The sequence below is a fragment of the Enterobacter sp. LU1 genome (assembly GCF_008271405.2).
GTDB classification, from domain to species: Bacteria; Pseudomonadota; Gammaproteobacteria; order Enterobacterales; family Enterobacteriaceae; genus Enterobacter; species Enterobacter hormaechei_C.
This window is the reverse complement of sequence record NZ_CP043438.2, coordinates 1074867-1099750: the sequence shown is the minus strand read 5'-3', so window position 1 is coordinate 1099750 and position 24884 is coordinate 1074867. Positions and strand designations below refer to the sequence as shown.

Sequence of the window (24884 nt, the reverse complement as noted above, 5' to 3'; positions counted from 1 at the left end):
CCCCTTGACCTTCCCCTTGATGGAAGGTTTAACCTTCATAACAGTTAGCGAAAAGCAGAGTGAAGGTCAACAATTGACCAGAACATTATACGGGAGTTTTGTTATGTCTCATACTATTGACCTGACACTGGACGGCCTCTCCTGCGGCCACTGTGTCAAACGCGTTAAAGAAAGCCTGGAGCAGCGTCCTGACGTGGAAAGCGCTGAGGTGAGTATCGATCATGCCGCCGTGACCGGCAGCGCCAGCGCCGACGCGCTGATTGATGCCATTAAACAGGCCGGTTACGGGGCGGAGTTAAGCCACCCAAAGGCTAAACCGCTGGCAGAGTCATCATCCCCGTCGGAAGCACTGACAGCGGCCACTCCTGAGCTTCCGGTAGCTGATGATATTGATGACAGCCAACAGCTGCTGATCAACGGCATGAGCTGCGCCAGCTGCGTCTCCCGGGTACAAAACGCCTTACAGGCGGTACCGGGCGTCGCACAGGCACGGGTAAACCTGGCGGAGCGTACTGCGCTGGTGATGGGCAGCGCCTCCGCCGCAGAGTTAGTGCAGGCCGTGGAGAAAGCGGGCTACGGGGCGGAGGCCATCGAAGATGATGCCGAGCGCCGCGAGCGCCAGCAGGAAACGGCTGTCGCCACTATGAAGCGTTTCCGCTGGCAGGCGATTGTCGCCCTGCTGGTCGGTATTCCGGTGATGGTGTGGGGCATGATGGGTGACAACATGATGGTCACCGCTGACAACCGCACCCTGTGGCTGGTGATTGGTCTGATTACCCTTGCGGTGATGGTGTTTGCTGGCGGACATTTCTATACCAGCGCCTGGAAGAGCCTGAAAAACCGCACCGCGACGATGGACACGCTGGTCGCGCTCGGTACCGGCGCGGCGTGGCTGTATTCGATGAGCGTGAACGTCTGGCCGCAGTGGTTCCCGATGGAGGCGCGCCATCTCTATTATGAAGCGAGTGCGATGATTATCGGTCTGATTAACTTAGGCCATATGCTCGAAGCCCGCGCGCGTCAGCGCTCGTCGAAAGCGCTGGAAAGATTACTCGATTTAACCCCGCCGACGGCCCGCGTGGTCACGGACGACGGGGAAAAAAGCGTTCCGCTCTCAGAGGTACAGCCGGGAATGACGCTGCGCCTGACCACCGGCGACCGCGTGCCCGTCGACGGTGAAATCACCCAAGGCGATGCCTGGCTGGATGAAGCGATGCTGACCGGCGAGCCGATACCCCAGCAGAAATCTCAGGGCGATGCGGTGCATGCGGGTACGGTGGTACAGGACGGCAGCGTACTGTTCCGCGCCAGCGCGGTCGGGAGCCATACCACGCTGTCACGCATCATTCGCATGGTCCGCCAGGCGCAGAGCAGTAAGCCGGAGATTGGTCAGCTTGCCGATAAAATCTCCGCCATTTTTGTGCCGGTGGTCGTCGGTATTGCCCTGCTGAGCGCGGCGATCTGGTATTTCTTCGGCCCGGCGCCGCAGATTGTCTACACCCTGGTGATCGCCACCACGGTGCTGATCATCGCCTGCCCTTGTGCCCTTGGCCTGGCCACGCCGATGTCGATTATCTCTGGCGTCGGACGCGCCGCCGAATTTGGCGTACTGGTCCGTGATGCTGACGCCCTGCAACGGGCAAGCACGCTGGACACCCTTGTCTTTGATAAAACCGGCACGCTCACCGAGGGCAAACCGCAGGTGGTGGCCGTCAGTACCGTTGGCTGTACGGAGACGGACGCCCTGCGCCTTGCCGCCGCGCTGGAACAAGGTTCCAGCCACCCGCTGGCGCGCGCCATCCTGGAGAAAGCCGGTGATGGCCGTCTGCCGCAGGTCAGCAACTTCCGCACCCTGCGCGGTTTAGGGGTCAGCGGTGAAGCCGAAGGCCATACGCTGCTGCTGGGCAACCAGGCACTGCTGACTGAACACGGCGTTGATACGTCCGCGCTAGACGCAGAGCTAAACGCGCAGGCCTCTCAGGGCGCAACGCCGGTTCTGCTGGCGAGGGATGGTCAGGTGGCGGCGCTGCTGGCCGTGCGCGATCCGTTACGCCAGGACAGCGTAGATGCCTTACAGCGCCTGCACCGCGCGGGCTATCGTCTGGTGATGCTGACCGGGGACAACCCGACCACCGCCAACGCCATTGCGAAAGAAGCCGGTATTGATGAGGTGATCGCGGGCGTGCTGCCGGACGGCAAAGCGGACGCCATCAAGAACCTGCAAAGTCAGGGTCGCCAGGTGGCGATGGTGGGCGACGGCATCAACGACGCCCCGGCGCTGGCGCAGGCTGACGTAGGCATTGCGATGGGCGGCGGGAGCGATGTCGCCATTGAAACCGCGGCGATCACCCTGATGCGCCACAGCCTGATGGGGGTGGCGGATGCGCTGGCGATTTCGAAAGCCACGTTGCGCAACATGAAGCAGAACCTGCTGGGGGCCTTCGTCTATAACTCGCTCGGCATTCCGATTGCCGCCGGGATTTTGTGGCCGCTGACCGGTACCCTGCTGAACCCGGTTGTTGCGGGTGCGGCGATGGCGCTCTCGTCAATTACCGTGGTGAGCAACGCTAACCGTCTGCTGCGGTTTAAACCGAAGGATTGAACCTTGTACCCGTACGCGCTAGCATGAACCTTTGCGATCATGGAGCGCGTATGGGTCTGTTTAATCGTCTAAAAACATCGTTTCGCGCCCTTTTTCCCCGCCGTTATGCCTGGCCCGGTATGGATATTTCGCTTCCGGGCGGGCAGCATCTGCACCTGGTGGGAAGCATTCATATGGGCACGCAGGATATGTCCCCCCTGCCCTCCGGCCTGATTAAACTGCTGAAGCGCGCCGACGCGCTGATCGTCGAAGCCGACATCTCCGGCCATGAATCGCCGTTTGCCGGGCTGGAAAGCGATCGCCCCCTGGCGGAACGTCTTAACGGGACGCAGCTGGCTGAGCTTACCCGTCTTGCGGATGAGACCGGCGTCTCGCTCTCAATGCTCGACACTCTGCCCCTGTGGCAAATTGCCATGGTGTTACAGGCCACCCAGGCGCAGCGCCTGGGGCTGCGCGGCGATTACGGTATCGATTATCAACTGCTGAATGCGGCAAGGGCGCGCAACCTGTCCGTCATTGAACTGGAAGGCACGGACAGCCAGATTGCGCTTCTTCGCCAGCTTCCCGATGACGGCCTGATGCTGCTGGATGATACCCTGACCCACTGGCACACCAACGCGCGTCTGCTGCAAACGATGATTGGCTGGTGGCTGGATGCGCCGCCCGCAGACGGTAAGCTGGCGTTACCGTCGACGTTCAGTGAATCGTTGTATGATGTGCTGATGAACGCGCGCAACCAGGCGTGGCGGGAGACACTATATGCCCTGCCTGCCGGTCGTTATGTTGTCGCGGTTGGCGCGTTGCATTTGTACGGAGAAGGGAATTTGCCGTCGCTGCTGAAATAAAAAAATGGCCAATATCTCTATTGGCCCGTCAAAGAGGAATTTCATCGTTTTTATTATACCGAAGTGACCTTCGGCTACGCCGATTGTCGCTCAAAGTAACCATCACTGCCAATACTATTGCGCAAGATGGTGCTATTTTTTAGACAAACGTCAGGCGTATGCTGCTGGTATGAATCGTCTGTCGTAAGAAGGATAGCCATGACTCCCGCCGTTAAATTACTCGAAAAAAACAAAATTTCTTTCCGGATCCACACCTACGATCACGATCCGAACGAAACCAACTTTGGTGATGAAGTGGTGCGCAAGCTGGGGCTGAACGCGGACCAGGTCTACAAAACGCTGCTGGTCGCGGTGAACGGCGATATGAAGCACCTCGCCGTGGCAGTGACGCCCGTCGCCGGACAGCTTGATCTGAAGAAAGTGGCCAAAGCGCTGGGAGCGAAAAAGGTCGATATGGCTGACCCGATGGTTGCGCAACGCACAACGGGTTATCTGGTCGGCGGGATCAGCCCGCTCGGCCAGAAAAAGCGTCTGCCGACGCTGATCGATGCGCCTTCGCAGGAATTTGAGACGATCTATATTTCTGGCGGCAAACGCGGGCTGGATATCGAACTGGCCGCAGGCGATCTGGCGAAAATGCTGGACGCGAAATTTGCGGATATTGCGCGCCGGGATTGAGAAAATTGCCCGGTGGCGCTGCGCTTACCGGGCCTACGATTCGAATGTAGGCCGGGTAAGGCGAAGCCGCCACCCGGCAAAAAAACGCACTACTGCCAGCTCACCTCGCCTTTCGGCTCATACATGTTCACGTCAATCGGTGAATTTTGCTGGATAAACTGCTTCAACACTTCCGCATCAATAAACCCGGTATTTACATAGCCCGGTTTGTTATCGATATGCGGATAGCCGTCGCCGCCGGTGGCGTTAAAGCTTAACGTTGCCAGGCGGTAGGTTTTCGCCGGATCAACCGGTTCGCCTTTGATTTTGAGATCGTTAAGCTTGCCGTCCTTCGCGACGAAGCTGACGTTAGCAAACTGCGGATACGCCCCGGAATCCGGCTTCATCTGCGCCACGGCGGTCAGGTAGTCAATCACCTCCTTCCCGCTCATGTCCGCATAGACCACCACGTTGCCAAACGGCTGCACCTTGAGCACGTCTTTATAGGTGATGTCTCCGCCTTCGATGGAATCACGAATACCGCCGCCGCTCATCACGCCGAAATCAGCATTCGTGCGCGCCATCTGCGCGGCCAGCACCAGACGCCCCATGTTGGTCTGTACAAAGCGGACTTTGCTGCGGTCCCCTTCCAGTCGTCCGTTAAGCGTGCCAATCTTCACGTCCAGCTGCGCTTTCCCTTTGCTCTGGAACGGCGTCAGCAAAGAGAGCATCTGCTGGTTTTCAGCGATCTCTGGCGTGTAGAGTACCCGCTCGCTTTTGCCATCCGGGTAGGTCACTTTCTTCTTCAGGTTGACCGGGATGAGCTGATAGTGCACCAGCTTCATTTCGCCGTTACGGAATTCGAAATCCGCGCGGCCAACGTATTTACCCCACTCGTGGGCCTGTACAATCCAGATCCCGTTCTGACGATCAGGCGCGCACGGCGTGCCGGGCACATAATCTGCCTGCTTTTTATTCTCAGAAGCCATGCAGACCGGATCCTGTGAGTGACCGCCCACAATCATCGCCAGCGAGCCCGCAGGAAGGCTGCGCGCCATCTCCACGTCGCCCGGCGCGTTAGAGCCGTGCTGACCGTTATCGTAATGCCCCATGTGGGTGGTCGCGATAATCACATCCGGTTTTTCATTCTGCTGCAACTCCTGGATCACCAGCTTCGCTTCGTCCGCCGGTTTACGAAATTCGATGTCGGTGAAAAATTCAGGGTTGCCAATTTTGGCCGTATCGTCGGTGGTTAAGCCGATGACCGCGATCTTCAGATCCTGACGCTTAAACAGCGCCCACGGTTTAAACAGGCGCTCGCCGGTGCTTTTCTGATAAATATTGGCGGAAAGGAACGGGAATTTGGACCACTTCTCCTGCTGGCGCAACACGCTCAGCGGATTATCAAACTCGTGGTTTCCGACCGCCATCGCGTCGTAACCAATTAAATTCATGCCGCGGAAATCAGGCTCGGCATCCTGTAAATCAGATTCCGGCACCCCGGTATTAATATCCCCGCCCGACAGCAGCAGGACGCTGCCGCCCTGGGCCGCGACCTCTTTACGAATGCCGTCCACCAGCGTTTTTTGCGCCGCCAGGCCATATTCACCGTATTCGCTGCGCCAGAAATGGCCGTGATGATCGTTAGTATGCAGAATGGTAATTTTATAGGTTTTATCTTTTTCATAAGCCTGCGCGGGCAGGCTTGTCAGCCCCCATGCGGCGATGAGCGCCAGCGCGACGCCACGCTTCATTAACTTCATCTTCTCTCTCCCTGACCCATAGACAAACGCAAAAATTACAGTGACTCACAAGAATAGACAAATAAGTTTTCAGAATTGCGACTTTCTTCAAATGTCACGGACGGGTATGTTAGTCGGATAATAATTACTCCCTGCATCTCTAATAACAAATCGACGTGGTATTTATGGCAATCAGTGAATCAACCCAGCCCGTCCAGGGCGCTCCGGCGTCGCCGCCGAAATCGCGCACTTCCTTTAAAGTATTAGGCGCAATCAGTCTCTCTCATCTGCTCAACGACATGATCCAGTCGCTGATTCTGGCGATCTACCCGCTGTTGCAGTCTGAGTTCTCATTAACCTTCGTGCAGATCGGGATGATCACCCTGACCTTCCAGCTGGCCTCTTCGCTGCTACAGCCGGTAGTGGGCTACTGGACGGACAAATACCCGATGCCATGGTCGCTGCCCATTGGCATGTGCTTCACCCTGAGCGGGCTGGTGCTGCTGGCCATGGCGGGCAGCTTTGAGGCGGTACTGGTTGCCGCGGCGCTGGTGGGAACCGGTTCATCGGTGTTCCATCCGGAATCGTCCCGCGTGGCACGTATGGCCTCAGGCGGACGTCACGGGCTGGCGCAGTCTCTGTTCCAGGTGGGGGGTAACTTTGGTAGCTCCCTCGGTCCTCTGCTGGCGGCGGTAATTATCGCGCCTTACGGCAAAGGCAACGTGGCGTGGTTTGTGCTGGCCGCGCTGCTGGCGATTGTCGTCCTGGCGCAAATCAGCCGCTGGTATGCCGCGCAGCATCGCGTAAATAAGGGAAAACCTGCCGCGAAGATAACCAATCCCCTTCCGCGCAATAAGGTGATCCTTGCCGTCAGCGTGCTGCTGGTGCTGATTTTCTCGAAATATTTCTATATGGCGAGCATTAGCAGCTATTACACCTTCTATCTGATGCAAAAATTCGGATTATCAGTACAAAACGCCCAGTTCCACCTCTTTGCCTTCCTGTTTGCGGTGGCGGCAGGCACGGTGATAGGCGGCCCTGTGGGGGATAAAATTGGACGTAAATATGTCATTTGGGGCTCTATCCTCGGCGTCGCGCCGTTTACGCTTGTTTTACCGTACGCAACGCTGGAATGGACCGGAATATTGACGGTGATTATTGGTTTTATTCTCGCATCGGCATTTTCAGCCATCCTGGTCTACGCGCAGGAGCTGCTGCCGGGACGTATCGGTATGGTTTCCGGCCTCTTTTTCGGTTTTGCCTTTGGCATGGGCGGCCTTGGCGCAGCCGTGTTGGGGATGGTTGCAGACCACACCAGCATCTTCCTGGTCTATAAAATCTGCGCTTTCCTGCCACTTCTGGGGATGTTGACCATATTCCTGCCTGACAATCGTCATAAAGCGTGACTTCACGGCTGCCAAAGTTAAACTTTGGCAGCCGGATAACCTGATGCCATAAGGCTTTCCTCTCCCTCCCCTCAGCAAATTTATCAAAATCTGCCTTTTTTCATGCTTATTGCCTTTTTATTGTGATTTCAACAATTATTCATAAACATAAGCGTAAAAATTGTCATAAACTATTAATCGGCTTTTTGGTATTTGCACCAAAAATGGATCACCCATCGCGAAAGGAGACGGAATGCACCACGCCACACCGCTTATCACCACCATTGTTGGTGGACTTGTGCTCGCTTTTATTCTCGGCATGATTGCCAATAAATTGCGTATTTCGCCCCTGGTAGGCTATTTGCTGGCGGGCGTGCTGGCAGGGCCCTTTACGCCGGGTTTTGTCGCAGATACCAAACTGGCGCCTGAGCTGGCGGAATTGGGCGTGATCCTGCTGATGTTTGGCGTCGGACTGCATTTTTCCCTGAAGGATCTGATGGCGGTAAAGTCGATCGCCATACCGGGAGCGATCGCCCAGATAGGGGTGGCGACGCTGCTGGGCATGGCGCTTTCGGCGGTGCTGGGCTGGTCAATCATGACCGGTATCGTATTTGGGCTGTGTCTTTCAACCGCCAGTACCGTGGTGCTGCTGCGCGCGCTTGAAGAGAGACAGCTGATAGACAGCCAGCGCGGACAAATCGCGATAGGCTGGCTGATTGTTGAAGATCTGGTAATGGTGTTGACGCTGGTTCTGCTGCCTGCCGTTGCCGGGATGATGGAAAAAGAGAATATCGGCTTCGCCTCGCTGGCGCTGGATATGAGCATTACCATCGGTAAAGTCGTGGCGTTTATCGCCATCATGATGCTGGTGGGCCGCCGTCTGGTGCCGTGGATCATGTCCCGCAGCGCCGCCACGGGCTCGCGTGAACTGTTCACGCTTTCGGTCCTTGCGCTGGCGCTGGGCATTGCCTTTGGCGCCGTCGAGCTGTTTGACGTCTCCTTTGCGCTGGGCGCGTTCTTCGCCGGGATGGTGCTGAACGAGTCCGAGCTGAGCCACCGTGCCGCGCACGATACCCTGCCGCTACGTGATGCATTCGCGGTGCTGTTCTTTGTCTCCGTCGGGATGCTGTTCGACCCGCTGATCCTCATTCAGCAGCCGCTGGCCGTGCTGGGTACGCTGGCAATCATCATCTTTGGTAAGTCCGTTGCCGCCTTCTTCCTGGTACGGATGTTCGGTCACTCGCCGCGCACGGCGCTGACCATCGCCGCCAGCCTGGCGCAGATTGGCGAGTTCGCCTTTATTCTTGCTGGTCTGGGGATGGCCCTGAACCTGCTGCCACAGGCGGGGCAAAATCTGGTGCTGGCGGGGGCGATCCTCTCCATCATGCTAAACCCGGTATTGTTTGCCCTGCTGGAGAAATATCTCGAGAAGACCGAAACCCTCGAAGAGCAAACCCTGGAAGAAGCGATTGAGGAGGAGAAACAGATCCCCGTAGATATCTGCAACCACGCGCTGCTGGTCGGTTTTGGCCGCGTCGGCAGCCTGCTCGGTGAGAAGCTGATGGCCCAGGGGATCCCCCTGGTAGTGATTGAAACCTCCCGCACTCGCGTCGACGAGCTTCGCGAGCGCGGCATCCGCGCGGTGCTGGGCAACGCGGCTAACGAAGAGATTATGAATCTGGCGCATCTGGACTGCGCTCGCTGGCTGCTGCTCACTATCCCGAACGGTTACGAGGCTGGCGAGATTGTCGCCACAGCCCGTGAAAAATGCCCACATATCGAAATCATTGCCCGCGCCCATTATGATGACGAAGTGGAGTACATCACCGAGCGCGGCGCGAATCAGGTGGTGATGGGTGAGCGTGAGATTGCGAATACAATGCTGACAATGCTGACAAAACCGCCAGTTGAAGAGGCGGTGACGGGTTAAGTTTTGTGCGGCCTGATGCCCTCACCCTGGCCCTCTCCCACAGGGAGAGGGAACAAACACTAAAAACGGCAACCACAGGTTGCCGTTTTGCTTTTACCTGTCCCAATACGCCTCTTCGAGGCTGTCTTCCCGTTCCGGCAGCCCCCGCGTTAAGCGCGGTGAATGCTGGTTCAGCACCTGATAACTCACGCGGTTCGCGTACTTGCACACCTGCGCCAGCGAGGAGTAGGTCAGCCAGTTGAAGGTGTGCTTGCTGGAATTCGGCACATTGGTTTTGTGGTAGGCGTTGGCGGTGATGTCGTGCAGCAGCGCGGCCAGCGCGCCGTCGCCCGCGCCGTTGGTGTTCATGATCTTCTCGGGGCCACCCATATACGGTGCGATGTGGGAGAAGATACGCAGCGGGTTGATGCAGTCTTTATGACGCATGGCGCGGCTGAACTCGTACTGGTTAAATTCGGCGATTGCGCCCGGCAGCAGCGGGTGCTGGGTTTTCCGCTTGCTCTCTTCTTCCGTGAAGCCCGCCATATACAGCCCGACCGGCCCGGCGGTGCAGAGCACCAGATCTACCCAGTCCAGCGCCTTATCAGACGCCAGCAGCGGATCGCTTTCGCCGGTCAGCGCTTCGGCTTCTTCTTCATTCATCGCCAGAATCGAGACGTGTTCTTTCAGGAAGGCCTGCCACCACTCCGGGTTGTCGGCAATGACGAATTTGGTGCCCAGCGTCAGAACCACAGGCACGTTGTATTTCTTCGCGTACTCAATTGCCTTCATGGTTGCGTCCGGCATTGGTTCGCCCGGCTTGCAGCGCACCAGATAGGAGGTCAGTACCAGCGCAGACGCGCCCGCGATCACCTCTTCCGGGATACTTTCAGCGCGCAGCTTGTTCATATGGCCGGGGCTGATGGCAAAGGTACGCTCGCCGGAATCGCTTATCAGCGTAAAGCAGCGGCCAATCGGCCCGTCAACGCCCTGCAAATAGTTCAGATCGGTGCGGCTGGAGGTATTGCACAGGTAGCGGTAGGCATAGCCACCGATTTCGATATTGCTGCACATCACGCCAAGCAGCACCGAGCGGTCGTCTGCCAGTACGGAGTAGTTGTGCATGGTGTTGCCGATGGTGCCGCCGGCAAACTGGTGGGTGATAAGATTTTCGCGCACCAGCTCCTGATACAGCGCTTCAGCAACGTCATCCTCAATCACCAGCGAGTGCCCGGCGCTCAGACCGTAACGTGCGACAAACGCATCATCCACTTTGGCTTCAATGTCCACCAGCGTCTGATCGATACCGACCACCCAGGCAGCGCTGGTTTCGCTTTCCTGCTGAATTTGCTGTAACAGCGGATCGCGGGCATCGACGGGGAAATAGTGTTTGGACTTACGTTTACCGGGAAATTTCATGGTCTGAACTGTGCAAAGAATACGGGCCGGGAATGGTAGCACAAACCCGGCCCGTAACGCGATCAGCGGCGGGTGGTGACCAGTGACACCATCATGTCGATGTGTTCAGGGGAGTCGTTAAGCGCAGGAATGTATTCGTATTTCGTTCCGCCCGCCTCCATAAAGAACTCTTTGTTCTGGACAGCAATCTCTTCCAGCGTTTCCAGACAGTCCGCCGAGAAGCCCGGCGACATCACCTGAATGTGCTTCACGCCCTTCTCGCCCAGCATCTTAAGCGTTTCATCAGTATACGGGGTGAGCCACGGTTCACGGCCGAAGCGCGACTGGAAGGTCATCATCACCTTCTCAGGCGGCAGGCCGAGGGCGGAGACCAGCTCGCGGGTGGTATCGCGGCAACGCTGGGGGTAATCATCCCCTTCGTTCGCGAAACGCTGCGGAATACCGTGATAGGAGAGCAGCAGCAGATCCGGCTCGCCGTGTTTTTCAAACGACGCGCGCGCGCTGCTGGCAAGCGCCTGAATGTACAGCTCGTTATCGGCGTAGTCGCGGATAAAGGTGATACCCGGTATACGGCGGCGGGTCGCCAGAATGCGCGCCAGTTCGTCCCAGACGGCAGCTACCGTGGAGCACGAATACTGCGGATAAAGGGCCAGCACCACAATGTGTTCAACGCCCTGCGCCAGCAGAGAGTCGACGGCGCTTTCCAGGGACGGCTTACCGTAGCTCATGCCGAGCGCAACGGGCATGTCCGGCAGGCGGGCGGCCAGCGCCTTCTCCTGACGACGGCTGTACACCATCAGCGGCGAGCCCTCTTCCATCCACACGGACTGATAGAGCTTTGCCACACGCGGGGAACGAATCGGCAGAATGACGCCACGCAGCAGTGGCCACCACAGCAGTCTTGGGGTATCCACGACGCGCGTGTCGCTTAAAAATTGTCGCAGGTAGCGTTTGACCGCCGCTGGAGTAGGTGCTTCTGGGGTGCCCAGATTGGCAAGCAGGATGCCGGTTTTCGCCTGACTCATTCACGCCTCTTAACCATTTGATAGGCTGTCAATTGTAGCGGAAATGCGTTTAAACGAAACCCATTGCTGTAATAGGTAAGATGAGAATTTTTCTCACCCGGGGCTCCGGGTGAGAGAGGTGCGCTTAGCCGAGGATTTTTTCCAGCTCTGCACGTACGTCAGCCACGGCTTTGGTGCCGTCCACTTTCGCGTATTTGGTGTTACCCGCCTGCGCTTCTTTGGTGTAGTAGCCGATCAGCGGTGCGGTCATCTGATGATATTCCACCAGGCGTTTACGCACGGTTTCTTCCTGATCGTCTTTACGGGTGGTCAGCTCTTCGCCGGTCACGTCGTCTTTGCCTTCAACCTTAGGTGGGTTGAATTTGATGTGGTAAACGCGGCCAGAAGCAGCGTGTACGCGACGGCCAACGATACGGTCAACGATCAGCTCGTCTGGTACGTCGAACTCCAGCACGTAATCCACGTTGATGCCCGCTTCTTTCATGGCGTCAGCCTGAGGAATGGTGCGCGGGAAGCCGTCCAGCAGGAAACCGTTACGGCAGTCTTCCTGAGCAATGCGCTCTTTAACCAGCGCGATAACCAGTTCGTCGGTCACCAGTTTGCCTGCGTCCATGATGTCTTTCGCTTGTTTACCCAGCTCGGAGCCAGATTTAACAGCGGCGCGCAGCATGTCACCGGTGGAGATTTGCGGAATACCGTATTTCTCCATGATGAACTGAGCCTGAGTTCCTTTACCCGCGCCCGGAGCGCCAAGCAGAATAATACGCATTGCGAAAATCCCCTCAAAAGTCGATTCAATTTTTCAAAAAGCGCTAAACAATACCACCAGAACGGGTATGGCTCAAGGAAGGCGGGAAGGCTGAAACGGTTAACGGGGGGAGATAATTTGGCTTCGTGCGGTCTGGTGCCCTCACCCTAACCCTCTCCCTGTGGGAGAGGGAACTCTTTCACCCTCTCCCACAGGGAGAGGGCCGGGGTGAGGGAAGATTACGCCAGCAGCAGCGCATTCACACGTTTAATGAACAGGTTAGGGTCTTCCAGCGTACCGCGCTCGGCCAGCAGGGACTGATCGAGCAGCAGTTCAACCCACTCGGCAAAGCGGGCGTCGTCCTGGGTATCCGCCGCGCGTTTCACCAGCGGATGATCCGGATTAAGCTCAAAGATATATTTCACTTCCGGCACGGCCTGGCCCGCCGCAGCGAACAGTTTCGCCATCTGGGTGCTCATTTCGTCCGCATCGGTGGTGACAATGGCTGGCGTATCGGTCAGACGGTGCGTGAAGCGCACCTCTTTCACGCGGTCGCCCAGCAGGGTTTTCACGCGCTCAACGAACGGCTCCAGCGCCTTCTCGGCTTCTTTCGCGCTGTCGTCCACTTCATCCGCCAGCTTATCGATAGACTCGTCGGCTTTGGCAACGGACTGGAAGGATTTACCGTCGAACTCGGTCAGGTAGTTCATCATCCACTCGTCGATGCGGTCAGACAGCAGCAGCACTTCGATGCCTTTCTTACGCAGTAGTTCCAGATGCGGGCTGCTCTTCGCTGCCGCATAGCTGTCGGCGGTGATGTAGTAGATCTTCTCCTGCCCTTCTTTCATGCGGGAGACGTACTCTTCCAGCGACACGGTCTGGGCGGAGGAGTCGTTGTGCGTAGAGGCGAAGCGCAGCAGTTTAGCGATAGCTTCCACGTTCGCAGTATCTTCCGCCGGACCTTCTTTCAGCACCAGGCCAAACTGTTTCCAGAAGGTCTGGTATTTTTCCGCATCGTCCTTCGCCAGTTTTTCCAGCATCTGCAACGCACGTTTGGTCAGGGCGTTGCGCAGGTTACGGGTGACGGTGCTGTCCTGAAGAATTTCACGGGAGACGTTCAGCGGCAGATCGTTGGAGTCTATCAGGCCACGCACAAAGCGCAGGTAGTTCGGCATGAACTGCTCGGCGTCGTCCATGATGAAGACGCGCTGCACGTACAGCTTCAGGCCGTGCTTGTGATCGCGGTTCCACATGTCCCACGGCGCCTGCGCCGGAATGTACAGCAGGCTGGTGTACTCCTGTTTCCCTTCCACACGGTTGTGGCTCCAGGTCAGCGGATCGGTGAAGTCGTGGGCGATGTGCTTGTAAAACTCGTTGTACTCGTCGTCTTTAATTTCAGCTTTATTACGCGTCCACAGCGCCTGCGCCTTGTTGATTTTTTCCCAGGAAACCACGGTTTCGCCGTCTTTCTCTTCCTGTTTTTCAATCTCAACCGGCAGCGCAATATGGTCGGAATATTTGCTAATGATGGAGCGTACGCGCCAGTCGTTCAGGAAATCGTCTTCGCCTTCACGCAGGTGCAGGGTGATTTCGGTGCCGCGATCCGCTTTGGTGATGTCATCAACGGTGTATTCACCTTCACCTTTAGACTCCCACAGCACGCCGTTCTCTGCGCTGTCGCCCGCGGCGCGGGTGCGTACGGTGACTTTATCCGCCACGATGAACGCCGAGTAGAAGCCCACGCCAAACTGACCGATCAGCTGGCTGTCTTTCGCCTGGTCAGAGCCCATGGACTCCAGAAACGCTTTGGTGCCGGATTTGGCGATGGTCCCGAGGTGGTCAATCACCTCGTCGCGGTTCATCCCGATGCCGTTATCGGCGATGGTCAGGGTGCGGTTCTCTTTATTAAACGAGACGCGCACGCGCAGCTCGCCGTCGCCTTCATACAGATCCGGGTTAGACAGCGCGCGGAAGCGCAGCTTGTCCGCCGCATCAGAGGCGTTGGAAATCAGCTCACGCAGGAAGATTTCTTTGTTGGAATACAGGGAATGGATCATCAGGTGCAGAAGCTGTTTTACTTCTGACTGGAAACCACGGGTTTCTTGTCCTTTCATCTAAGTCGACCTCAACAATGCCATTTAATGGGGTTGTAAAACGTTGAGTGAGAGATGGGGATAAGGGGGGAAATTTTCAAGCGGAGGCCGCGCGCGCAGCCTCCGTTTGGTCAGAAAATAATCTTGTGACGTCCGGCCAGCGAGTGCGACAGCGTGGTGCCGTCGACCATCTCCAGCTCACCGCCGACTGGCACGCCGTGGGCGATGCGGCTGGCGTCAACGCCGTACTGCGCGCACAGTTCGGCGATGTAGTTGGCGGTTGCCTCCCCTTCCACCGTCGGGTTGGTGGCGAGGATCACCTCTTTGATGGTTTCCGACTCCAGGCGCTGCTCCAGGCGATCGAGACCGATATCGTCCGGGCCGATGCCGTCCAGCGGGGAGAGATGCCCCATCAGCACGAAATAGCGGCCGGAAAACTGCCCGGTTTGTTCGATGGCGTAGATATCCGCCGGACTCTCCACCACGCAAATCTGACCGTTTTCCTGACGACGCGGGTTCGTGCAGATGTTACATACGTCCTGCTCGGTAAAGGTCCGGCAATCCGCACAGTGACCAATTTCTGACATGGCGCGGGTCAGAGCCTGCGCCAGGCGCATCCCGCCGCTGCGGTCGCGCTGCAATAGCGTAAACGCCATACGCTGCGCCGACTTCGGGCCAACGCCCGGCAGGCAGCGCAGTGCTTCCATTAACTGCGTGAGCAGCGGACTGGTTTGCATCAGAATGGCATCTTAAAGCCCGGCGGCAGTTGCATACCGCTGGAAACAGAGGCCATTTTCTCTTTCTGGGTTTCGTCGATACGGCGAGCGGCATCGTTAAACGCGGCTGCAACCAGATCTTCCAGCATCTCTTTGTCGTCTTCGAGCAGGCTCGGGTCGATTTCAACGCGACGGCAGTTATGCGCACCGTTGATGGTCACCTTGACCAGACCGGCACCGGATTCACCCGTGACTTCCAGCTGAGCGATCTCTTCCTGCATCTTCTGCATTTTTTCCTGCATCTGCTGAGCCTGCTTCATCAGGCCACCCAGACCGCCTTTTCCACCAAACATAGGCTTCTCTCTTCTTTCACGTTAAGGATTACAACCGTAAGTCAGACTCACGATCAAATGGGGCGAATACTCTCTTCATCCAAATCGGCGTCGAAGAACCGGCGCAGGGTCTGGATGTTGTTATCCGCAATTATCGCCTCGCGCGCCTGCGCGAGCTTCTCTTCATAAATGGCCTGACGCCACTCGAGCGGCGTTTTCACCGCCGGATTATCATCTTCAATGATAGTCAATTCAACCGGTACACCCTGTAATGCGGTAAGCGCCTCGGCCAGCGCCTTTTGCGCGCCAGGGGAGTTGAGGTGCCGCTGGCCAGGGCGCAGGTGCAGACGCACCTGATTACCGTCCTGCTCTTTCCAGGCGTTCAGCGCGACCTGCTCCACCAGCTTCGGCAGTTGCAGTTTGCTGACCTCGGCGGCCCAGGCATCGCGCTCAATGGATTCTTCCGCGAGCTTCGCGGATAGCTCCGGCGTTTTTTCATGCTCCAGCGCCTTTTTCAGCGCTTTTGGCGTGGCGACCACTTCCTTGACCGTTTCAACAACGGTGGTCGCCTTCCAGCGGTATGCCTCTTCTTTCGCCGGGGCTTTTTGCTCGAGCGCGGACGGTGCCGGACGCGACTGCACGCGCTCCGTTACCGAGGCCAGTCGTTCAAGCGCGGCGTTGTTCACCGGCCGCGCTCTTGCAGGCGCTGCCGGTTCACTCTTTTTTGGTTTGGTTGCTCCCTGCGCACGTTGCAACTGGCTTCGTGCGGCAAGCACCGAACTGGTGGCATCCGACAGCGGCACGTTTTGCGGCGGCGGCGATGCCGGTTGCGGTGGCACCTGCTGCGGTGACATTACCGCGGTCGGCGCTACCGGCGCAAAGGACTGCCGGGGCGTTTCCGGCTCCGGCAATGGCTTGCGCGGATGGAAGGCCAGCGCGCGCAGCAGCGTCATTTCAACGCCCATCCGGCGATCCGGTGCAAACGGCAGCTCTTTGCGGCCAATCAGCAGCGTCTGATAATAAAGCTGAACGTCAGCCGGCGGCACGGTGCGCGCAAGTTCACGCATCCGCTGTTCAATGGTCGCCATGTCCGCGCCAATGGCCGACGGAGACAGTTGCAGCATCGCCACGCGGTGCAGCAGGCTGAGCATCTCGACAAGCAGCGCTTCCCACTCAATGCCACGGGCAGCGGCGTCGTTGACGAGGGTCATTACCCGCTCACCGTTGGCGGCAATCATCGCTTCAATAAGCGACAGCGCCTGATCGTCATCCAGCGTGCCGAGCATAGTGCTGACCGCGTCGGTGGAGAGTTTACCGTCACCGCTGGCAATCGCCTGATCGGTCAGGCTCAACGCATCGCGCAGGCTGCCGTCCGCGGCACGGGCCAGCAGTTGCAGCGCACGCGGCTCGTGGACAATGTTCTCTTCATCGAGGATATGCTCAAGCTGAGCGCGGATCTGCTCAACGTCGAGCGCCTTCAGATGGAATTGCAGGCAGCGCGAGAGGATCGTGACCGGCAGCTTTTGCGGATCGGTGGTCGCCAGCAGGAATTTGACATGCGCAGGCGGCTCTTCCAGCGTTTTCAGCAGGGCGTTGAAGCTGTGGCGCGACAGCATGTGCACTTCATCGATCAGATAGACCTTGAAGCGGCCGCGCGCCGGGGCGTACTGCACGTTGTCGAGCAGATCGCGGGTATCTTCCACTTTGGTGCGCGAGGCGGCGTCGATCTCAATCAGATCGACAAAACGCCCCTGCTCGATCTCACGACAGTTGTCGCACACGCCGCACGGGGTGGCGGTGATCCCGGTTTCGCAGTTCAGACCTTTTGCCAGCAGACGGGCAATAGAGGTTTTACCGACGCCGCGGGTGCCGGAAAAAAGATAGGCGTGATGGATGCGACCTAGCGACAAGCCGTTCGCCAGGGCCGTCAGCACATGTTCCTGACCGACAACGTCAGCAAAGGTTTGTGGTCGCCATTTACGGGCTAACACCTGATAACTCATGGGCAGGCTCTGCAACGCTGGAAGGTGAATTAATGGAGGGGAATGCTATCACAACCTCACCCATTGAGCGAGGTTGTGAGATACGGGATTAATGTCCCGGGAATGGCACCAGGCTGTAGCTGGTAATACCCTGTTTTTCCAGGCGCTGCTCGCCGCCGAGATCGAACAGGTTGATGATGAATGCCGCGTCGGTCACTTCCCCGCCCAGACGACGGATCAGCTTCACGGTCGCTTCGATGGTGCCGCCGGTTGCCAGCAGATCGTCCACCACCAGCACTTTGTCGCCTGGCTTGATGGCATCAACGTGAATTTCCAGCTGATCGGTGCCGTATTCCAGCTCATAGCTCTCAGCAATGGTTTCACGCGGCAGTTTGCGCGGCTTACGCACCGGCACAAAACCCACGCCCATCGCCAGCGCAACCGGTGCGCCAAACAGGAAGCCACGGGCTTCAGTACCTACTACTTTGGTGATCCCGGCGTTTTTATAACGCTCAACCAGCAGTTCAATGCTGAGGGCGTACGCTTTCGGGTCTTCCAGCAAGCTGGTGACATCGCGGAAAAGAATGCCAGGTTTTGGATAGTCCTGGATACTTTTGATGCTATTTTTCAGATATTCAAGCTGCTGTGCAGTTGCGGTCATCGGTTTGTGCCTAAATGAAACAGTGTTACTCACGGCGCGCGACGAGTCGGTCAAAGTAACAGTTGTTTAACCTTTGACCAGGCGCACCTGTGCTCGAAAACGGTCGAATTTACTGGCTGTGCGCCATAATTGCAACCGCCATGATGAGGCTTCAGTGCTTTTGTTGCTTTTCATCAACCACGGGGATCCGCCACATAAAGATCAGCAGGCAAACCAGGATCGCCAGCAGCAGAATGCGCACCCACATCATTTTCACCAGCCATAACGAGACGGCGAAGGTGATCAGGATGAAGGCAATGGCGCGCGGCTTGGCCCCGGGCGGCATGGCCCGGTGTTTTTGCCAGTGCCGCAGGTAGCCGCCAAACCACGAGCGGTACAGAAGCCAGTGGTGAAAACGCGGCGACGAGCGGGCGAAGCACCAGGCGGCCAACAGGATAAACGGGGTGGTCGGCAGCAAGGGTAAAACCACACCCAGCGTGCCCAGCACTACCGCGAGCCAGCCAATGATGATTAAAATAGTACGCTGCATAATGCGAATCGTTATCAAACTGAACGGCTACTTTACCACTGGAGAGCGCCTTGAAAACAGCACTGCTTCTTGAGAGGCTGCAAAATCAGCTGATCGCGCTGCGGGCGCAGGCCACGCCGTTGATGGGCCACGCCACGCTGAAACCGCGCTTTGACCGACAGCTCTTCCGCACCCGCAGCACCGTCATTGAGGATTATCTTGCTGAAGCGCAGACCAATCTCGACGAGCTTCGTCACGCGGTTGAGAGTGAACAGCAGGAACAGGTCGCGTGGCTTGCGGAGCATCTTACCGAGCAGATCACCGCCCTGCACCGCGAAATCGCCGCCTGGCCGTTACGGGCGTGGGACAGCGCCTCGCCGGGACTCGGAAAATGGCAGCGCAAGCGGCTGGAGAACCAGGAGTTTGAGCGCCGTCTGTTTGAGATGAAGCGCGAGCGCGAAGCCCGCCTGAACACCAGCGAAACGCTGGAAGAGCAGCAGTTATTAATGCGTGAAATCAGCGCGCTGGAAGGCCGCATCGTCCGCTGCCGTCAGGCGCTGGATGAGATTGAACGCGTCATTGAACGCCTGACCCGTTAACAGGAGCCACTGATGTCACTGGAAAATGCCCCCGACGAGGTCAAGCTGGCCGTCGATTTAATTATGCTGCTGGAAAATCACGAGATCCCGGCGGAGACGGTGCTGAAAGCGCTGGAGATTGTGCGACGAGATTTTGAGGGGAAAATTTCCCCTCACCCTGCCCTCTCCCCAGAGGGGAGAGGGAAATAGATTAGGCGAGAGTAGGGTCGTCCCCCTTAATCTCGCGCTTCACTTCCGTATGCTCATCGCCTTTCTCGTTGCGCAGATGAACCTCAAGCTGGTTAAAGGCGATATTAATATCGTTTTCACGACACAGACGGTCAATGGTGCGGTTCAGCTCATCGACGGTGTAGCTGCGATCGCGCAGTTCGCGTACGTACAGGCGCAGCTCATGATCCAAAGTGCTCGGCCCGAAGGTGGTGAAGAATACCGCTGGCGCAGGATCGTGCATCACTTTTGGATGGTCGGCTGCCGCCTTCAGCAGTACCTCTTTCACCTTGTCCAGATCCGAGCCATAGGCCACCCCGAGTCGGATCACCACGCGAGTGGTGGTATCCGAGAGCGACCAGTTGATCAGACGCTCGGTCACAAACGCTTTGTTCGGGATGATCACCTCTTTACGATCGAAGTCGGTAATGGTGGTCGCACGAATGCGGATCTTGCTGACGGTCCCGGAGAAAGTACCGATGGTGACGGTATCGCCGATACGCACCGGACGTTCGAACAGGATAATCAGGCCAGAGACAAAGTTACCGAAGATCTCCTGCAAGCCGAAGCCCAGACCCACCGACAACGCCGCCGCCAGCCACTGGAGTTTATCCCACGAGACGCCCAGCGAGCCGAATACCGTCATCGCCCCGACAATAATAATGACATAGTTCAGGATGGTGGTAATAGCGTACGACGCCCCCTGACGCAGGTTCAGCCTTGAGAGCACCAGCACTTCCAGCAGACCCGGCAGGTTGCGGATCAACGCCCAGGCAACCACTGACGACACCAGCGCAAAGAGCAGGCTGCCCATGGTGACGCTTTTCATTACCGCAGCGCCCGCTTCGGTACCGTTGTATTGCCAGAGCGTGATACTGTCGAGGTAGGCGAAGACGGTAATTAAATCAGACCAGATGGCCCAGAACATCACCGCAAACAGGGCGATCATCACCAGCATGGTAATACGCATCGTTTGCTGGTTAACCTGCTCCAGAGCAATGGTCGGCTCTTCCTGCGGCTCTGCCCCTTCAGCCCCCTCTTTCACCTGATGCTGCCGACGGGCAACAGCACGACGATACGCAATGCGGCGCGCCGCCACGCTCAAACCACGCAGCACGGTCTGGAACAGCAGGTTCCATACAATCACCAGATAAACCGTTTCGATCCAGCGACCGGACAGACGCAGCGTGGTATAGAAGTAACCCGTCGCCGTCAGCACCATCAGCGCCAGAGGAATGATCGCCAGTACCGTTACGGTAGCCAGACGAAGATTGTGGGACTCTTTATCCCGCCAGCTGTCGCGGCACATTGGCCACATCAGAACGGCAATCAGCAGCAGGTTCAGCATAATCACCAGTTGCCCCAGCACGTCATCCATCAGGTGCAGCGGGGAAAGCTCCGCCACAACTGACCAGAAGTGCAGCGGCAGCAGCGCGAGGCTGATGCGCACAATCTGGCGACGCCAGTGGCTGGTGAGTTTTTCCGGCATGTTGAAGTGGCGGACGGCGACGCCATCTTTTTCCAGCACTTTCCAGCACAGACCAAACACCAGCCAGAACAGCGCCAGCTTCTTGCTGAACGCCCACAGCAGATCGCTGATATTCAGCTGCATGGTCAGCAGGATCAGGCCCACGGCGAGTATCAACAGGCAGACCGGCAGAGCACGGATCAGATCGATCAGGATCGCTTTCGGGGTGTGCAGCTGGCTGTCGTTACGCAGTTGCCCCACTTCCGAGGCCAGCTTCGCCTGGTACTGTTTCAGCCATTTCAAACGCCAGCGTATGACGCCAGCGATGAGCAGCAAAGGCAGCCCCGTCAGGAAGGCAATCATCACCGCAGGCCAGGCTTTCTCCCAGTTCACGGTAATTTTCATGCTTTTGATCTGGGATTTCAGCGTTTCCGGGAAAGATTTAAACCAGTCCCAGTCCATGGGTTTATTGCTGTTCACCCAGAAAATCTGCTGGGTCAGGATCTCCTGGAGGCTTTTAGAAACGCTCACCAGCTGCTGCTGGTTGATTTGCAGGTTAATCGCCATCATCAGCTGGTTGCCCAGCTGCTTGTTAAGCTGATCGAGCAATTCGCGGCGCATGTCCACCACCTGCAACAGCGCGTCGTGAACTTCAGCGTTCACTTCACCTGAATGGCCCTCTTCCACTTTGGCAACGAAGGTATCGCTCTGGAATAGCGCATCGCGCTGCTGGTTAACGTCAAACTGTTCAAGACGCAAATCCGCAATGCGGTTGGTCATGTCTTCCAGCTCGTCGGCGGAAGGCAGCGTCTGCTGTTGCTGGTAGAGAATGCGCGACAGCAGCAGGCTGCCCTTCAGGACGGCAATCTGCTCCTTGACGTTGCGCTCGGCCTGCAAAGCGCGATCCAGCCAGTTTTTGACCTTAATATTTTGCTGCACCAGCGCGCTGCCGTTTTCAGTCGCCTGAATCAGACGCTCGCTCAGCTGGTGGTTAATCTCCAGCTCCTGCTTCACCAGCGGGTTGGCCTGAATACGGGCCGTCTCGTCTGGCGAAACCGCTTCCTGCGCCGTTTTTTCAGTCAGCGTCAGGCGCTTGCTGTTCACCGCTTCCTGCAACAGCTGAAGCTGATGCTCAAGCCGGTTGATATTCGCGGTCACGTAGTCACGCTGTTTTTGCAGCGCATCCTGTAGCACCGTGTTGCCTTCCAGGCTCTTACGCTGCTGTTCAATCTCCGCGTTTAGCAGCGTCTGCTGGATGTTCAGCAGCGTTTGCTGGGTGGGACGAAGCGCCCCTTCCCCCACGGTGATGCCATTCAGACGGTTACGTATCTGCTGTAGCTGTTGCGACGCCGAGTACATAGCGTTCTGCACGCGCTCAGGCTGGGTTTGCAGCGAAACCAGCTGGCTGTTGTAGGTTGAGAGATCGGACTGCGCCGTTTGCAGATCGTCCAGCAGCTGCGCCACGCGCGACTCAAGCTGGCGCAACGACAGCGTGGCAAGCGTTTTTCGGGTTTCATCGTCGTTATCGACGTCGCTGAGCGCACTCAGCGCCTCCGTTGCCTTACGCATGTTCTCCGGCGCCTGAGCGACCTTCTGCCGTAGCTGGGCCGTTTCGGCTTTGATGCGATCGATCTTGTCCAGCGTTTCCAGGGTTTCCGTCAGATCCTGCTGAACGAGCTTTTCCTGGGCGGAGAGATCTTTTTGCTTATTCAGGGTGTCGAGTTGCGACTGAACATCAGCACGCGTGGGAATGTCACTGCCGTTGTCTGCACGGGCCCATGAAAGCGGCGCGGCTGCAAAGTAAAACAGCAGGATCAAAAACAGGGCCAGAACAGGATGTTGCGAGCGATTGATGTGCAGCATAGTTGTGAATGTGATGTGAGAAATGACCGGAAATAGTCGGGCATGAAGGATATCACGCCCGGCTGAAGCAGAATAGTACGACGGAAAGGGTCTACGATTTTTCCCATGCCCGATCAGGCAGAGCGCGGGCTAAGTTTACTTTGAAGGGTCGGACAGAGCTGGCACATCTCAAGAAAAATTTCGACGTAGCTGCGCGCCTCTGATCTGAGATCGAACGACTCCGGAGCAAAAAGCCAGTTTTCCATCAGGCCGGAAATATAGCTGCGCATCAGGATCGCCGCCCGGCGGGTGAGTAATGTGGCAGGAAGCATTTTGGCCTGCATGCACTCCGTGAGGACCTGTTCGATGCGATCGTAGCTTTCCAGACACAGGTCGCGCTGCGCCTGTTGAACCACCGCCATTTCACCGACGAACTCACATTTATGGAAGATGATTTCCATCATCAGACGACGACGCTCTTCAACAACCGTCGCTTCAAGGATATATACTAGAATTTCTCTTAACACTGAGAGTGGATCGTGAGGGAATTTTGCCCGATACTCACTCTCAAGATCGCTAATGCTGGACTCTGAAAGCTCCCAGATTTCACCAAACAGATCGGACTTGTCTTTGAAATGCCAGTAAATCGCTCCCCGCGTGACGCCCGCGGCCTGAGCAATCTGTGCCAGCGAGGTTGCCGAAACACCCTGCTGTGAGAACAAACGCATTGCCACATCCAGAATGTGTTGTCGGGTTTCCAGCGCTTGTTGTTTGGTTTTTCGTGCCATACGTTGATGAATTTACAGGAGTCAGATTTACATACATTTATGAATGTATGTACCATAGCATGACGATAATATAAACGCAGCAATGGGTTTTTAGACTCAGGACCCTTGATCAATTTGAAATCGGACACTCGAGGTTTACATATGAACAAAAACAGAGGGTTAACGCCTCTGGCGGTCGTTCTGATGCTCTCAGGCAGCTTAGCGCTTACAGGATGTGACGACAAACAGGCTCAACAAGGAGCTCAGCAGGTGCCAGAAGTTGGCGTCGTGACGCTCAAATCCGAACCTCTCCAGATGACAACAGAACTACCGGGCCGCACCAGCGCCTACCGCATTGCGGAAGTGCGTCCGCAGGTGAGCGGTATCATCCTGAAACGTAACTTCACCGAAGGCGGTGATGTCAAGGCAGGCGAGTCTCTGTATCAGATTGATCCAGCAACCTATCAGGCGTCTTATGAGAGCGCTAAGGGCGATCTGGCCAAAGCCGAAGCGGCAGCCAAAATCTCGCAGCTGACGTTGAATCGTTACAAGAAACTGCTCGGCACGCAGTACATCAGCCAACAGGATTACGATTCTGCCCTGGCCGATGCACAGCAAGCCAACGCAGCCGTTGTGGCGGCGAAAGCGGCGGTAGAAACCGCGCGTATTAACCTGGCCTACACCAAAGTGACCTCCCCTATCAGCGGTCGCATTGGTAAATCAGCCGTCACCGAAGGTGCGCTGGTGCAGAACGGTCAAACCAACGCGCTGGCCACCGTGCAGCAGCTCGACCCGATCTACGTTGACGTCACCCAGTCCAGCAACGATTTCCTGCGTCTCAAACAGGAGCTGGCTAACGGCACCCTGAAACAGGAAAACGGTAAAGCCAAAGTGGAACTGGTTACCAACGACGGTATCAAGTTCTCACAGACTGGCACACTGGAATTTTCTGATGTGACCGTCGATCAGACCACCGGCTCTATCACCATCCGGGCCATTTTCCCCAATCCGGATAAAACCCTGCTGCCCGGTATGTTCGTACGCGCCCGTCTTGAGGAAGGGACTAACCCAAGCGCCATTCTGGTTCCTCAGCAAGGTGTGACCCGTACGCCACGCGGTGATGCGAGCGCACTGGTTGTGGGTGCCGATAACAAAGTCGAAACACGCAATATCACTGCAACGCAGGCGATTGGCGACAAGTGGCTGGTAACGGAAGGTCTGAAAGATGGCGATCGCGTAATTATTACTGGTTTGCAAAAAGTTCGTCCTGGTGCGCAGGTCAAAGCTCAGGAAGTGAAATCTGACGACAAACAACAAGCGTCGGCCGCTGGCCAGTCAGAACAAACCAAGTCTTAACTTAAACAGGAGCCGTTAAGA

General features: G+C 57.0%; 20 protein-coding genes and 1 other annotated feature. Of the genes, 8 read left to right on the top strand and 12 right to left on the bottom strand.

The window, feature by feature from the left end; translation table 11 throughout:
* Positions 1-103: 103 nt before the first annotated feature.
* The 3 genes from copA to ybaK all read left to right on the top strand — a co-directional run bounded on the left by copA (position 104) and on the right by ybaK (position 4125).
* Entirely contained in the window at positions 104-2602 is a 2499-nt protein-coding gene (gene copA, locus FZF21_RS05155; RefSeq protein WP_047738022.1) for a copper-exporting P-type ATPase CopA, read from the top strand.
* 50 nt (positions 2603-2652) lie between these two features.
* Positions 2653-3447, top strand: coding sequence for a TraB/GumN family protein (locus FZF21_RS05150; RefSeq protein ID WP_017383220.1), 795 nt, complete (start codon positions 2653-2655; stop codon positions 3445-3447).
* A 198-nt stretch (positions 3448-3645) separates the two neighbouring features.
* Complete coding sequence (ybaK, locus tag FZF21_RS05145) at positions 3646-4125, top strand: Cys-tRNA(Pro)/Cys-tRNA(Cys) deacylase YbaK (protein ID WP_010428207.1); 480 nt, start codon at positions 3646-3648, stop codon at positions 4123-4125.
* Between the two features lie 89 nt (positions 4126-4214).
* On the opposite strand, the gene ushA is transcribed toward ybaK, so the two are convergent.
* The gene (gene ushA / locus FZF21_RS05140; protein WP_017383219.1) at positions 4215-5867 is read right to left on the bottom strand and encodes a bifunctional UDP-sugar hydrolase/5'-nucleotidase UshA; all 1653 of its coding nucleotides are present in this window, start codon (positions 5865-5867) and stop codon (positions 4215-4217) included.
* 164 nt (positions 5868-6031) lie between these two features.
* Here ushA and FZF21_RS05135 point away from each other — a divergent pair, with 164 nt between their 5' ends.
* Entirely contained in the window at positions 6032-7252 is a 1221-nt protein-coding gene (locus FZF21_RS05135) for an MFS transporter (protein WP_015571242.1), read from the top strand.
* Positions 7253-7484: 232 nt separating this feature from the next.
* Entirely contained in the window at positions 7485-9161 is a 1677-nt protein-coding gene (gene ybaL, locus FZF21_RS05130) for a YbaL family putative K(+) efflux transporter (RefSeq protein WP_017383218.1), read from the top strand.
* A gap of 93 nt (positions 9162-9254) precedes the next feature.
* On the opposite strand, the gene FZF21_RS05125 is transcribed toward ybaL, so the two are convergent.
* From FZF21_RS05125 to FZF21_RS05085, 9 genes are all read right to left on the bottom strand, one after another.
* Entirely contained in the window at positions 9255-10559 is a 1305-nt protein-coding gene (locus FZF21_RS05125; RefSeq protein ID WP_032104066.1) for an inosine/guanosine kinase, read from the bottom strand.
* A 62-nt stretch (positions 10560-10621) separates the two neighbouring features.
* Positions 10622-11584, bottom strand: a complete 963-nt coding sequence (gene hemH / locus FZF21_RS05120) for a ferrochelatase (protein ID WP_017383216.1) — start codon at positions 11582-11584, stop codon at positions 10622-10624.
* A gap of 124 nt (positions 11585-11708) precedes the next feature.
* Positions 11709-12353: an adenylate kinase gene (gene adk, locus FZF21_RS05115; protein ID WP_006809841.1), complete on the bottom strand. Its 645-nt coding sequence runs from the start codon at positions 12351-12353 to the stop codon at positions 11709-11711.
* Positions 12354-12571: 218 nt separating this feature from the next.
* On the bottom strand, positions 12572-14446 hold the full coding sequence (gene htpG, locus FZF21_RS05110) for a molecular chaperone HtpG (protein WP_015571245.1): 1875 nt from the start codon (positions 14444-14446) through the stop codon (positions 12572-12574).
* Between the two features lie 110 nt (positions 14447-14556).
* Complete coding sequence (recR, locus tag FZF21_RS05105) at positions 14557-15162, bottom strand: recombination mediator RecR (protein WP_006809843.1); 606 nt, start codon at positions 15160-15162, stop codon at positions 14557-14559.
* Positions 15162-15494, bottom strand: a complete 333-nt coding sequence (locus tag FZF21_RS05100) for a YbaB/EbfC family nucleoid-associated protein (RefSeq protein ID WP_003858972.1) — start codon at positions 15492-15494, stop codon at positions 15162-15164. The genes recR and FZF21_RS05100 overlap by 1 nt, the downstream gene beginning before the upstream one ends.
* A gap of 53 nt (positions 15495-15547) precedes the next feature.
* Positions 15548-17476, bottom strand: coding sequence for a DNA polymerase III subunit gamma/tau (gene dnaX, locus FZF21_RS05095; protein ID WP_017383214.1), 1929 nt, complete (start codon positions 17474-17476; stop codon positions 15548-15550).
* Positions 16154-16218, bottom strand: a sequence feature (DnaX frameshifting element). It overlaps the preceding gene by 65 nt.
* Before the next feature lie 88 nt (positions 17477-17564).
* Positions 17565-18116 carry an adenine phosphoribosyltransferase gene (gene apt / locus FZF21_RS05090; RefSeq protein ID WP_000127359.1) on the bottom strand — a complete coding sequence of 184 codons (552 nt, stop codon included), beginning with the start codon at positions 18114-18116 and terminating at the stop codon, positions 17565-17567.
* A gap of 151 nt (positions 18117-18267) precedes the next feature.
* A complete protein-coding gene (locus FZF21_RS05085; protein ID WP_015571246.1) occupies positions 18268-18645 on the bottom strand; it encodes a DUF454 family protein in 378 nt (125 codons plus the stop codon).
* A gap of 50 nt (positions 18646-18695) precedes the next feature.
* On the opposite strand from FZF21_RS05085, the gene priC reads away from it, so the two are divergent.
* Entirely contained in the window at positions 18696-19223 is a 528-nt protein-coding gene (priC, locus tag FZF21_RS05080; RefSeq protein ID WP_017383213.1) for a primosomal replication protein N'', read from the top strand.
* Between the two features lie 12 nt (positions 19224-19235).
* On the top strand, positions 19236-19412 hold the full coding sequence (rsmS, locus tag FZF21_RS05075) for a pleiotropic regulatory protein RsmS (protein WP_047738024.1): 177 nt from the start codon (positions 19236-19238) through the stop codon (positions 19410-19412).
* 1 nt (position 19413) lies between these two features.
* Here rsmS and mscK read toward each other — a convergent pair whose 3' ends face one another.
* Together mscK and acrR are read right to left on the bottom strand one after the other, a co-directional pair.
* Positions 19414-22761 carry a mechanosensitive channel MscK gene (gene mscK / locus FZF21_RS05070; RefSeq protein ID WP_047738025.1) on the bottom strand — a complete coding sequence of 1116 codons (3348 nt, stop codon included), beginning with the start codon at positions 22759-22761 and terminating at the stop codon, positions 19414-19416.
* Between the two features lie 113 nt (positions 22762-22874).
* Complete coding sequence (acrR, locus tag FZF21_RS05065; RefSeq protein WP_015571247.1) at positions 22875-23528, bottom strand: multidrug efflux transporter transcriptional repressor AcrR; 654 nt, start codon at positions 23526-23528, stop codon at positions 22875-22877.
* Positions 23529-23669: 141 nt separating this feature from the next.
* On the opposite strand from acrR, the gene acrA reads away from it, so the two are divergent.
* Positions 23670-24863, top strand: coding sequence for a multidrug efflux RND transporter periplasmic adaptor subunit AcrA (gene acrA / locus FZF21_RS05060; protein WP_017694395.1), 1194 nt, complete (start codon positions 23670-23672; stop codon positions 24861-24863).
* Positions 24864-24884: the final 21 nt, after the last annotated feature.